The sequence below is a fragment of the Bacillus cereus group sp. MG16 genome (genome assembly GCF_040459875.1).
Taxonomy (GTDB): Bacteria; Bacillota; Bacilli; order Bacillales; family Bacillaceae_G; genus Bacillus_A; species Bacillus_A paranthracis.
This window is the reverse complement of record NZ_JARVHE010000001.1, coordinates 4,887,759-4,900,776: the sequence shown is the minus strand read 5'-3', so window position 1 is coordinate 4,900,776 and position 13,018 is coordinate 4,887,759. Positions and strand designations below refer to the sequence as shown.

The window sequence follows — 13,018 nt, the reverse complement described above, 5'->3', positions numbered from 1 at the left end:
ATTATTTCCATTTTATATACAGAAAAAGTAATGTAATAAATATGTAAATAAAAAAATAAAAATCGATATATCTTTCTATAAGGAAAATATGGATAATAATATATAGGTAGTACTTATATTACTTATAAAAAGGGGGAAAGAAGAGATGGAAAAAGAAAGGAAGGCATTTTCCTTTGGCTTACGTACACAACTCATGCTATTCACTACAGTTTTAGCTTTAATTACATATTCAACAAGTATATTTTTTATTTATGTGATATATGATTATTTTCAAAGTTATGTAAGTCAAACTGCATATAATATTATCGTTATGCTATTAGGAGTAGTATGGTCTGGAATTTTAGCATATGGAGCAGCCATATTTTTAATTAAACCGCTTCGAAAGTTAGAGGAGGCGGCGAGAAAAGCGGCTGAAGGAGACATTCGTGAAGATGTTCCGTTACCGAAGACTGATGATGAAATTAAATCTTTAAGTGTTGCATTTAATATGATGCTTGGGAACTTAAGGGGCATGGTAAAAAATATTGATACAACATTTTCGTATACAAACAATCAAGTACAGCAAATTAGAAAACAAACAGGCGAAGCAACGAAACAAGCACAAGGTGTTTCTGAAACTCTTGCAGAGATTTCTTCTGGCGCTGAGCAATCAGCGGCATCAATTCAAGCGATTGTTTCCGCTGTTGATACAACAACTTCTATTGCAAGTGAAGTAGAAGAGAAAGCAAAACAGTCTGATGAGTTGTCTTCAGAAATGGTTCAAGCTTTAGGGCATAGTACGCGTGTCTTTACGTCTTTAATTCAAGGTATTCAAACATTGGCGAAAGAAAATGAAGATTCAATGCAAAATGTACAGAAGTTAGAGGAAAGAATGAAACAAGTAGAACATATTGTATCTGTTGTGAGTGAGATTGCTAGCCAAACGAATTTATTAGCACTTAATGCTTCTATTGAGGCTGCTCGTGCTGGAGAGCATGGACGGGGCTTTGCCGTTGTAGCTGAAGAAGTACGTAAACTTGCAGATGAAAGTGACCATTCTGCAAGAAATATATCGCAGTTATTACGGAATATGCAAGAGGAAGTGCAACAAGTTGCAACGAAAATGACAGAACAAGTGAAAATAGCTAAAGAAGAGGCGAAACGTGGGGAAGCTACCGAATTAATTTTAAAAGAAATGTCATCAAGTGTTATGGAAGTAGCGGATGCAACGAAGCAAATTAGTAGCTATATGAATGAACAAGTGAGTCACATTCATCAAACAGGTGCACAGACGAAGGCTGTAGCAGCAATTGCTGAAGAAACGTCAGCTGGTTCACAAGAAGTAGCACGTGTAACGTTGCAACAATCTAAAAATATGATAGCGATCGATCAATTATTAAAGGATTTAGAGAAGCAAGCAACAGAATTGAAACAGACAATTGAAAGATTTTCAATGTAGAAAGGAAGAACGGTATTTTGTTCTTCCTTTTTACGTATGAAAGGGTGGGATACTTTGTTGAAAGCGAAATACATTGCAAGGATCATATATGGTTTTCACTTTACGTAATCTTTGAAAGTTAGGGCCATAATAACTAGTTTGCCAATTTTTAATGTCGATATCGGGCCAATTGACATAGTCACCTAGTGTATAAGGATCTAAGCTTTCTCGTAAATCTTTAACCCAGCGTATATTTCGATTTTCTTCATCATCACATTTCCAAGAGGTAATGTATTCTTGCGCAATAATTGCTTTGCGATGGAAATAAGCTGTTTCAGTAGGCGGAATATTTTCAACAGCACCTACGAGCGATTGGTGCCAAATACTCGCATCTTTATTTGGTGCATGTGAAAGAAAATACTGCATGATTTGAATTCCTTTAAGAGGAATAGGTTTATATACGTAGGAACCGGAGCGCTTGAAGTTTTCAGGGATGTTACCACTGTTAAAAAATTCAACAGCCTTTATATAAGGAACTTCATCTATAAAGAGAGAGGGGGTACCAGTTTCAAGAAGAGGAGATAATAAGGAATGGAGTTCAGAGGGAGAGCCAACAAACTCACCTTGTGCTTCAATTTTGTTTTGTTGTTTTGTGAATAATTCAATTGATGAAGTGAGACGTTCGTCTACATAAGGCGCCCAGTTTTGCCAAGCTTGAAAGGCAGCGATAAAATCTTCCCATTCCCATGTAATGGAGAAGATTGATACATTTTTTATAGGGTGTACGCGAAAAGTCAAAGAAGTAATAATTCCGAAGTTTCCACCACCGCCACCGCGGCATGCCCAAAATAAGTTATGGTTTTCATGTTCGCTTGCACGAATGATTTTTGCTCCAAATTTACCACATGCTTGTACCATTTCAACTTCTATTAATTGATCACATGTTAATCCAAATAAGCGTGAAAGCATACCGATGCCCCCGCCAAGTGTTAATCCAACAATTCCAACGCTTGCACTTGTACCAGCCGGTATTGTCACACCATAATTCCAAAGCTCTTTATAAACAGTGCCAAGGTTTGCACCAGCTTCAATTGTTGCTGTTAATTTATCTGTATGAACAGTAATACGATGCATTTCACTCACGTCAATAATAAGTCCTCTATTTAAAAGAGAAAAATTTTCATAGCTATGACGTCCGCTTCTTAAGCGAAATGGTACATGACGCTCGCGTGCCCATTTTAAGGCGTTACACACATCATTTTTATTTTGGCAAAACACAATAATACAAGGGAGTTTTGGAATACTTAAATTTAAGTTCATTCGGGCTACGTCATAGTCAGGGTCTGAAGGAACAACGATACGACCTGTTAATTTTGTTTGTTTCAATTTATCACTCCTTTCTAAAATAAGCGGTGCTTTTTATTAATATATGAAAAGTATATGTAACGTGCGTGGACAAGGAGATGAGGAGAATGAGATTTGCCTTTGTGAGAAATAAATAAAGCATAAGAATAAAGAAACTACATAGAGTTCAATGAAAACAGTTGCAAACTATTCATATTTTGTTATGATAGTGTTACGAAAACGTTTGCATAAAATTTCCGATGGGATGCAAAAGGAGAGAATGACTATGAATAAGACATGGTGGAAAGAAGCGGTTGCTTATCAAATTTATCCACGTAGCTTTATGGATTCAAATGGTGATGGTATTGGAGATTTACAAGGTATTATTGCGAAACTGGATTATTTAAAAGATTTAGGAATAGATGTAATTTGGATTTGTCCAATGTATAAGTCACCTAATGATGATAATGGTTATGACATTAGTGATTATCAAGATATTATGGATGAGTTTGGGACGATGGAAGACTTTGATGCTTTACTAGATGAAGTTCATAAACGTGATATGAAGCTTATTATTGATTTAGTTATTAATCATACAAGTGATGAACATCCATGGTTTATTGAGTCTCGTTCATCTAAAGACAATCCGAAGCGTGATTGGTATATTTGGCATGATGGTAAAGATGGTGCAGAACCAAACAACTGGGAAAGTATTTTTAATGGTTCGGCATGGGAGTATGATGAAGTAACAGGACAATATTATTTACACTTATTCTCGCGTAAACAACCAGATTTAAACTGGGAGAATAAAGAAGTTCGAGAAGTGCTATACGATACAGTTAATTGGTGGCTTGATAAAGGAATTGATGGTTTCCGAGTAGATGCAATCAGCCATATTAAAAAAGAAGATGGCTTTAAAGATATGCCAAATCCAAAAGGACTAAAGTATGTTCCATCTTTTGATAAACATATGAATGTGGATGGTATTCAACCTTTATTAGAAGAATTAAAAGAAAATACGTTTTCTAAGTACGATATTATGACTGTTGGTGAAGCGAATGGTGTTAAGATTGAAGATGCTGAGCTTTGGGTTGGAGAAGAGCAAGGTAAGTTCAATATGGTATTCCAATTCGAACATTTAAGTTTATGGGATGCAGAAAAGAAGAAAGATCTTGATGTTGTAGGGCTGAAAAAGGTATTAACGAAATGGCAAAAAGGGTTGGAAAATAAAGGATGGAATGCTTTATATATTGAGAATCACGATAAGCCACGTATCGTTTCAACTTGGGGAGATGATAAACAATATTGGCGTGAAAGTGCGACAGCTTTAGGAGCAATGTATTTCTTTATGCACGGTACACCGTTTATTTATCAAGGACAAGAAATTGGGATGACAAATGTTCAATTCCCAAACATTGAAGATTACGATGATGTAGCAATTAAAAATTTATATCGCGAGAAAATTGCAGAGGGCGTATCCCATCAAGATATGATGGAAATTATATGGGCTTCTTGCCGCGATAATTCACGTACGCCTATGCATTGGGACGATGAGATAAATGCTGGTTTCACAACAGGTACGCCTTGGTTTGGTATGAATCCAAACTACAAAGAAATCAATGTTGCAAAGCAAAAGAATGAAGAGAACTCTATTTTCAATTTCTATAAGAAAATGATTGCCCTGAAAAAAGAGCATGATGTACTGAATTATGGTACGTACGATTTACTTTTAGAAGATGATCCGCAAATTTATGCATATACTCGTACATTAAACGATGAAAAAATAGTCGTAATTAGTAATATCTCAAAAGAGGAAGCTGTGTATAATGAGGATTTATTTGCACTAGAACGCAAACGTTTGCTTTTAAATAACTATGAAGTTTCGGAACATGAAGAAGTAACAACAATTGCTTTAAAGCCTTATGAAACAAGGGTTTATCGCATTTCATAATAAAAAAGGATGCTCTTAGAGCATCTTTTTTTTATAAAAAAAATAAATTTCTATTGCAAAGTGAAAACGCTTTTATTAAAATAGATTTATGAAAACGGTTGCGTAAAGGGATAAAAACAAATTAAAATGAGGAATCGTTTTCATAAAGGGAACAGAAATTATAATTTAAATCATTATGTTGTTATAAATAAAGGGGAGGAAGAACAGATGAAAATTACGTCTTTTGATTTTTGGCAAAAGTTCGGGAAAGCGTTATTAGTTGTTGTAGCTGTAATGCCAGCAGCTGGTTTAATGATTTCTATCGGTAAGTTAATTGGAATGTCTGCTGGGGATATTAACGCAGTTCATACAATCGCTCGCGTAATGGAAGACATCGGTTGGGCAATTATTACTAATCTACACATCTTATTCGCAGTAGCAATTGGGGGATCTTGGGCGAAAGATCGCGCAGGTGGTGCATTTGCAGCGCTATTAGCATTCGTCTTAACAAACAGAATTACAGGAGCTATATTTGGCGTAAACGCTGAAATGTTAGCGGATTCAAAAGCGAAAGTTTCTTCAGTATTAGCAGGGGACTTAATTGTAAAAGATTACTTTACTTCTGTACTTGGTGCACCAGCATTAAACATGGGGGTTTTCGTAGGGATTATCACAGGTTTCTTAGGAGCTACTTTATATAACAAATATTATAACTATAACAAACTGCCACAAGCATTAGCATTCTTTAACGGAAAACGATTCGTACCATTCGTTGTAATTGTTTGGTCTACAGTAACTGCAATTGTATTATCACTTTTATGGCCATTCATCCAAAGTGGATTAAATGAATTTGGTCGCTGGATCGCAGCTTCAAAAGATAGTGCACCAATTGTTGCACCATTTGTATATGGAACGTTAGAACGTTTACTATTACCATTCGGTTTACACCATATGTTAACAATTCCGATGAACTATACTGAGCTAGGTGGAACATATACGATGTTAACTGGTTCGAAAATTGGACAAGTTGTAGCAGGACAAGATCCTTTATGGCTTGCATGGATTACAGATTTAAATAACTTATTAGCAAATGGAGATACAAAAGCATATAACGATCTATTAAATAATGTTGTACCAGCTCGTTTCAAAGCTGGACAAGTTATCGGTTCAACAGCAGCATTAATGGGTATTGCTTTCGCGATGTTCCGTAATGTTGATAAAGAAAAACGTGCAAAATATAAACCAATGTTCTTATCAGCAGCATTAGCAGTATTCTTAACAGGTGTAACAGAACCAATTGAATTCATGTTCATGTTTATTGCTCCAGTATTATATGTTGTATATGCAATTACAACAGGACTTGCATTCGCATTAGCAGATTTAATTAACTTACGTGTTCACGCATTCGGATTCATTGAGTTAATTACTCGTACACCGATGATGGTTAATGCAGGATTAACTAGAGATTTAATCAATTTCGTTATCGTTTCATTAGTATTCTTCGGTCTGAACTTTACATTATTCAATTTCTTAATTAAAAAGTTCAACTTACCAACACCAGGACGTGCAGGTAACTATATTGATAATGAAGATGAGGCATCAGAAGGAACAGGAAATGTACAAGATGGTTCATTAGCAACAAAGGTTATTGATTTATTAGGTGGAAAAGAAAATATTGCTGACGTAGATGCTTGTATGACACGTTTACGTGTAACAGTAAAAGATTTAGATGTTGTTGCACCAGAAGCGCAGTGGAAACAAAATGGTGCTTTAGGACTTATCGTAAAAGATAAAGGTGTACAAGCGGTATATGGCCCGAAAGCTGACGTATTAAAGTCAGACATTCAAGATATGTTAGGTGCGTAATAATATGAAATTGCTAACTTTAAACTGTCACTCTTGGCAAGAAGAAAATCAAATAGAAAAGATAAAATATCTTGCTAAAGTCATTCAAGAAGAAGAGTACGATGTTATCGCATTGCAAGAAGTAAGTCAGTCGATAGGAGCTAAAAATGTATGCGGTAACAAGAAAGAAGATAATTTTGGACTTTTACTATTAGAAGAGTTAAAAGCGTTACATGTAAAAGATTACAATATTACTTGGGATTTCTCTCATATTGGTTATGATGTGTATGAAGAAGGATTAGCGATTATAACGAAGCATAATGTTGTAAAAGAAGATACGTTCTTTATTTCAGAAAATAAGGATACAACGTATTGGAAAACACGCAAAATTGTAAGTGCAACAATTGCTTACAATGGTAAGAACATCACGTTTTACTCTTGCCACCTCGGTTGGTGGAATGATGAAGAAGAATCATTTAAAGATCAAGTGAATCGTTTAATGGAGCGTGTAGATAGCAATGAACTTTCCTTCTTAATGGGTGATTTTAATAATAACGCTCGTTTGCAAGGGGAGGGTTATGAATATATGATGCAAAAAGGTTTGTACGACACATATGAACTAGCAATAGAGAAGGATGAGGGAACAACTGTCCAAGGTGAGATTGCTGGTTGGGATGAAAATAAACATAATTTACGAATCGATCTAATATTGTGTAACCGAAGTGAAAAAGTTCGTTCTTCAAAAGTTATTTTTAATGGTACAAACCGAAATGTAATTTCAGATCATTTCGGTGTAGAAGTACAAGTAGATATATAATAGAAGAAATCCTCACAGATGATAAAAAGCTGTGAGGATTTTTTTGAGGAATACAAGTATTTCCAAGAGAAAATACTTGTATTTTTTATGACATTTCCTATATATTTGTTATTATTGAATGTAAAACCGATTTGGTCATTTTGTATTCATACTTTGACTTACTTCGTTATATAATGTAGTAAGTCAAAGTTAATGGGAAAAAATAGTTCGTTTTTGGTTAATCCACGATGTAGAAAGTGATATAATTGCAAAATGTATGTATCATTTTCTAAAGAAGGAAAAATATATAATTAGGTGATAACTTCTATGAAACAAATTTGGCGTATTTATAAGACAGATTTACGGAATGTAGCAAAACATTGGGCTGCAATTGTTATTGTTGTAGGGTTAATGATTTTACCATCGTTATATGCATGGTTTAACATTAAAGCTTCTTGGGATCCATATGGAAATACAAAAGAAGTTCCCATTGCAGTTTCTAACGAAGATGCAGGCTCTAATTTAAGAGGAAAAGATATCAATATCGGGAACGAGATTGTAGATTCTCTGAAGAAAAACAAAAATCTTGGCTGGAAATTTGTAGATGAAAAACAAGCAATTTACGGAGTTGAACGCGGGGATTACTATGCAAGCATTACAATCCCAAAAGACTTCTCTGGAAAGATTGCAACTGTTCTGGATGAAAATCCACAGAAACCAGAACTTGATTACTATGTAAATGAAAAGGTAAATGCGATTGCACCGAAAATTACAGCAAAAGGTGCATCAGGTATTACAGAAGAAATTAGTAAAAACTTTGTTAAAACAGCGAACGGTGAGATTTTTAAAATCTTCAATGACCTTGGAATCGATTTAGAAACAAACTTACCAAGTATCGAGAAAGTAAAAGATCTTGTATTTAAGTTAGAAGCGCAGTTCCCAGAAATGAATACACTGATGGATAAGGCGTTAGATGATGCGACTCGAGCAGAGGATGTTGTGAAAGTAGCGCAGAAAGAATTGCCGGTTGTGGAAAGTGTTATTAATGATGGGCAGGATACACTTAAGAGTTTAGATGCGTTCTTTGCGAGAAATGATGAAACATTGAATCGTGCTCCGGGAACTATTAAGAATAATTTAATTGTAACGAAGCAGGGCTTGGATGCTGCAGCGAAAATTACGGATTACTTAAAAAATCCTTCATTTGATTTTAATCTGACACTTCCAGATCCAGCTAAATTCCCAGTGTTACCTAATATAACTCTTCCACAAATACCGCAAATACCAGAAATTCCAGCGTTACCGCAAGTGAATGGTGATGGGTATAAGAATATTGCTAAAAATATTGATCAAACTGTAAATAATGTTTTCAGCTCAATACGTGTTGGAACAACTTATGCACAAGGTGTTATAAACGGGTTACAAAATGGTAATTTTGATCCAGAAAAAGCGAAACAAGATCTTAATAATGTTTCTGAGACGCTGCAAGGACGTGCGGATAGTGTTTCATATGTAATTGATGTCTTTACTAAATTTAAAGAGTCGGCATCAACTGATTTTGGAAAAGAATTCTTCCAAAAGAGAATAGAAAGATTAACAAACCTTAAATCAGCTATCGAAAATGCAAATGGTGGCGTTAAAGATATTGCTAATATTATTGGTACAGGGCAAGAAGTGAAAAAAGATGTAAGAGATGCTACTAATAAAAAGTTAGATGCAATAAATAACTTGGTAAATCAAGCAGAAGCAGATTATAATGCAACATTCGTAACTGATTTTGAAAAAGCAGTAAGTACAGCCGAGCAATTGAAAGATAAGGCTGAAGGTGTAAAAGAAGATGCGCAACAACTTAGAGGTAATTTAAATCAAGATATAAAAAAAGCGAATGAGTTAGTAAATCAAACAAATGAGGCATTAGACAGTGGTAGAGAAAAGTACGATAAGGCTGTAAGTGATTACAGCAGAGTAAAAACAGAACTTGGAAAAGCAAGAGAAGACTTAAGCAACGCAGGTGTTAATGGATTAGACTCTACAAAAGTAGCCTTAAATGATTTAAATGGACAGTTCAAAGCAGCATGGAATTTAGTTAATGATATGATTCCAGTTCTGGAAAATACAAATAAAGTTTTAGCAGATGTAAATAGTGATAAGAACACGAATAACACTATTTCTAAATTAAATAAAGTAAAAGATGGTCTTCAAAAAGGAATCAATTTAACTGATAAAGGAATTGACTCTATTAATAAAGGGCAAAAACCAGCAGCAGATGTTATTGAGAGTATTAATGAAGTATCTAAGAGTGTTTCGGGTCAAATTGGTGACATTTTAGCTAAATATGATTCAGAAATCACTCCAAATTTCAATGCGGCTATTGCTCGTACGAAAGAGATGTCTAAAAACACATCTCAAATTTTAAAAGAAGCAGACAAAAAGCTTCCGGATGTTAAAAAAATACTAGAAGATTCATCAAAAGGCTTAGTAGATGGTAAAAAGAAATTAGCAGACATTAAAGCTGAAATGCCAGCTACTGAGAAAAAGATTAAAGAATTGGCAGATAAAATTCGTGATTTTGAATCTGAAGAGGATTTAAAAGATATCATACGCTTATTGAAAAACGATGTTGAGAAGCAAAGTGATTATTTTGCGAATCCAGTAAATTTAAAAGAGAATAAATTATTTGCAATGCCGAACTACGGTTCAGCAATGTCACCATTCTATACAGTGCTTGCATTATGGGTAGGCGCATTATTAATGGTTTCATTATTAACAGTAGAAGTACATGAAGAGGGCGCGAATTATAAGAGCCATGAAATTTACTTCGGACGTTTATTAACATTCTTAACGATAGGTCTTTCACAAGCGTTTATCGTATCAATGGGAGATATATTCTTACTCGGTACGTACGTAGTCGATAAGTTCTGGTTTGTATTATTTAGTTTATTTATTGGTGGAGTCTTCGTTTGTATCGTATACTCACTCGTTTCTATTTTCGGAAACGTAGGGAAATCGATGGCAATCATTTTACTTGTACTACAAGTAGCAGGGTCGGGCGGAACATTCCCAATTCAAATGACACCGAAATTCTTCCAAGCAATTTATCCGTTCTTACCGTTCACATATGCAATTAGTGCAATTCGTGAAACAGTAGGCGGAATGCTATGGGATATTGTAACGCGAGATTTACTTGTATTAAGTGCTTTCGTAGTAGTTATGATTGTTGCTGCGTTATTACTGAAAACACCAATTAACAAATCAAGTGAAAAATTTGTTGAGAACGCAAAAGGAAGTAAAATCATTCACTAACATAAAAGGTTCCTACCGATAGAGGTAGGAACCTTTTTGTTTAATCGAATTTTAATTTCTTTAATGCTTCTGCAAATGGGTTATTTAATGGTTCTTCTTCTTTTTTCTGTTGTTTCATATATTTTTGAACGTCACGTTTATCAGCTTTGTTTCCAGATTCTTTTTTACGTCTTTCTTGGAATGTGGATAATTTTTCGCGATAGCCACATTTACATGCAAAGATTTGTCCTGCACCTTCACCGCGTAATTCTAACTTCTTCTTACATTGCGGACAACGAGCATTTGTTGTACGAGATACATTTTTACGATGACCACATTCACGGTCTTGGCATACAAGCATTTTTCCTTTTTTGCCGTTTACCTCTAGCATTGGTTTACCGCAGTCAGGACAAGACTTCGTTGAAATGTTGTCATGTTTATATTTTTTATCACTCGATTTAATTTCAGAAACAATTTCTTTCGTATAGTTCTTCATTTCGGAAATGAATACTTCTTTTTTCAGTTTACCCTTTGCAATTGCCTCTAGCTTTTGTTCCCACTCACCAGTTAGTGTAGGCGATTTTAACTCTTCTGGCACTAAATCAAGTAACTGACGGCCTTTTGAAGTAATATGAATATCTTTACCACGTTTTTCAATTAAGAATGAATTGAATAGCTTATCGATAATATCAGCACGCGTTGCTACAGTACCTAATCCACCAGTTGATTTTAACGTATCAGCAAGTTGTTTATTTTGCGTATCCATATATTTTGTAGGATTTTCCATTGCTGAAAGTAAAGTCGCTTCATTAAAACGTGCAGGTGCTTTCGTTTGACCTGATGTTTGCATAATTAACTTTACAGTTAATGTATCGCCTTTTTCGATGCGAGGTAAAAGTTGCTCTTTTACGTCATCAGTTACATCATCATCTTCAAAGCGATTTTCATATACTTCTTTCCAACCAGCATGTAAAATTGTCTTTCCGCGTGCAATGAATGTTTCATTGCCGACCTTTGTGCGTAACGTTAGTTGTTCGTATTCGAATGCTGGGAATAAAACAGCTAAGAAACGTTTTACAACTAAATCATAAATTTTACGTTCTTTATCTGTGAAGGCTGAGAAGTTAACGTAGCCTTCTGTCGGAATAATTGCGTGGTGATCGCTTACTTTACTATCATCAACAAATGATTTATTAGCCTTGATAGGCTTTTGTAATACTTTATGTGCTAAGGAACGGTACTCTCCAACCCCACATGCTTTTAGACGTTCTGGAAGTGTTCCAACGATATCAGATGAAATATAGCGTGAATCTGTACGAGGGTACGTTAGCACTTTGTGTTGTTCATACAATTTCTGCATAATGTTTAATGTTTCTTTCGCAGAGTAACCGAACTTTTTATTTGCATCACGTTGTAATTCAGTTAAATCGTAAAGACCAGGAGAGAATGACTTCTTCTGTTTTTTATCAATTTCTAAAACAGTAGCATTATGTTTATCTAAACCTTTTACAATACCATCAATTTTTTCTTTATTAAAACTGCGGCTATTGCCATTTGCATCTTGCCACGTTAGTTTTAATTGATTTGTTGTTTGTGCTTCAATGCCGTAGTAAGTTTGAGCTTTGAAATTCTTTATTTCATCTTCACGATTAGCGATCATTGCGACAGTAGGTGTTTGCACACGGCCGCAATTCAGTTGGGCATTAAAGCGAGTCGTTAAAGCTCGAGTCGCGTTAAGACCGATATACCAGTCAGCTTCTGAACGTGCGACAGCTGAAGCGTATAAATTGTCATATGCTTTACCTGGTTTTAAATTTGCGAAACCATCTTTAATTGCTTTATCAGTAACAGATGAAATCCATAGACGTTTAATGGGCTTATTCAGTTTAACTTTATCGATAATCCAGCGTGCGACTAATTCACCCTCACGACCAGCGTCTGTCGCTACAATAATTTCAGTTACATCTTTTCTAAGTAGCTGACTTTTTACAGCATTGAATTGTTTCCCTGTTTGTTTAATAACAGTTAATTTCAAACGCTCAGGTAGCATCGGTAAATCTTCTAAATTCCACTTTTTATATTTCACATCATAGCTTTCTGGATCTGCTAATGTAACGAGATGACCTAAAGCCCAAGTTACAATATATTTACTACCTTCAAGGTAGCCATTTCCTTTTTTATCGCACTTCAGTACGCGAGCAATATCACGTGCAACGGAAGGCTTTTCAGCGATTACAACGCTTTTTGACATATTTAAAACATCCTTTCAAATTTCCATACGTTAACTATAGCATACATCTTCTTGAGATTCAGTTTCGCTCCAGATTTGAACGTTTTTTAATGGGATAACATCTGTTTGAAAGTGAATGATCGTGACAGAACATAATATGCACCATGATGGGAC

The 13,018-nt window shown here is 35.0% G+C and carries 7 protein-coding genes; 5 read left to right on the top strand and 2 right to left on the bottom strand.

Annotation, left to right across the window (positions count from 1 at the left end; genetic code table 11):
- The first annotated feature begins 145 nt into the window (after positions 1-145).
- On the top strand, positions 146-1,438 hold the full coding sequence (locus QCI73_RS25460; protein WP_327923699.1) for a methyl-accepting chemotaxis protein: 1,293 nt from the start codon (positions 146-148) through the stop codon (positions 1,436-1,438).
- Positions 1,439-1,468: 30 nt separating this feature from the next.
- Here the strand turns inward: QCI73_RS25460 and QCI73_RS25455 are convergent, their stop codons facing one another.
- Positions 1,469-2,803, bottom strand: a complete 1,335-nt coding sequence (locus QCI73_RS25455; protein WP_262724571.1) for an FAD-binding oxidoreductase — start codon at positions 2,801-2,803, stop codon at positions 1,469-1,471.
- Positions 2,804-3,047: 244 nt separating this feature from the next.
- Here QCI73_RS25455 and QCI73_RS25450 point away from each other — a divergent pair, with 244 nt between their 5' ends.
- The 4 genes from QCI73_RS25450 to QCI73_RS25435 all read left to right on the top strand — a co-directional run bounded on the left by QCI73_RS25450 (position 3,048) and on the right by QCI73_RS25435 (position 10,635).
- A complete protein-coding gene (locus QCI73_RS25450) occupies positions 3,048-4,712 on the top strand; it encodes a glycoside hydrolase family 13 protein (protein WP_353823984.1) in 1,665 nt (554 codons plus the stop codon).
- 207 nt (positions 4,713-4,919) lie between these two features.
- On the top strand, positions 4,920-6,557 hold the full coding sequence (locus tag QCI73_RS25445) for a PTS transporter subunit IIBC (protein ID WP_000705535.1): 1,638 nt from the start codon (positions 4,920-4,922) through the stop codon (positions 6,555-6,557).
- A 4-nt stretch (positions 6,558-6,561) separates the two neighbouring features.
- The gene (locus QCI73_RS25440; RefSeq protein WP_242261748.1) at positions 6,562-7,353 is read left to right on the top strand and encodes an endonuclease/exonuclease/phosphatase family protein; all 792 of its coding nucleotides are present in this window, start codon (positions 6,562-6,564) and stop codon (positions 7,351-7,353) included.
- 306 nt (positions 7,354-7,659) lie between these two features.
- On the top strand, positions 7,660-10,635 hold the full coding sequence (locus tag QCI73_RS25435; protein WP_353823983.1) for a YhgE/Pip domain-containing protein: 2,976 nt from the start codon (positions 7,660-7,662) through the stop codon (positions 10,633-10,635).
- Positions 10,636-10,675: 40 nt separating this feature from the next.
- Here QCI73_RS25435 and topB read toward each other — a convergent pair whose 3' ends face one another.
- Positions 10,676-12,865 carry a DNA topoisomerase III gene (topB, locus tag QCI73_RS25430; RefSeq protein WP_353823982.1) on the bottom strand — a complete coding sequence of 730 codons (2,190 nt, stop codon included), beginning with the start codon at positions 12,863-12,865 and terminating at the stop codon, positions 10,676-10,678.
- Positions 12,866-13,018: the final 153 nt, after the last annotated feature.

Bases quoted from the DNA above. Each gene is read 5' to 3' on its own strand.
- QCI73_RS25460 (WP_327923699.1), top strand. From the start codon at position 146: ATGGAAAAAGAAAGGAAGGCATTTTCCTTTGGCTTACGTACACAACTC.
- QCI73_RS25450 (WP_353823984.1), top strand. From the start codon at position 3,048: ATGAATAAGACATGGTGGAAAGAAGCGGTTGCTTATCAAATTTATCCA.
- QCI73_RS25445 (WP_000705535.1), top strand. From the start codon at position 4,920: ATGAAAATTACGTCTTTTGATTTTTGGCAAAAGTTCGGGAAAGCGTTA.
- QCI73_RS25440 (WP_242261748.1), top strand. From the start codon at position 6,562: ATGAAATTGCTAACTTTAAACTGTCACTCTTGGCAAGAAGAAAATCAA.
- QCI73_RS25435 (WP_353823983.1), top strand. From the start codon at position 7,660: ATGAAACAAATTTGGCGTATTTATAAGACAGATTTACGGAATGTAGCA.
- topB (WP_353823982.1), bottom strand. From the start codon at position 12,865: ATGTCAAAAAGCGTTGTAATCGCTGAAAAGCCTTCCGTTGCACGTGAT.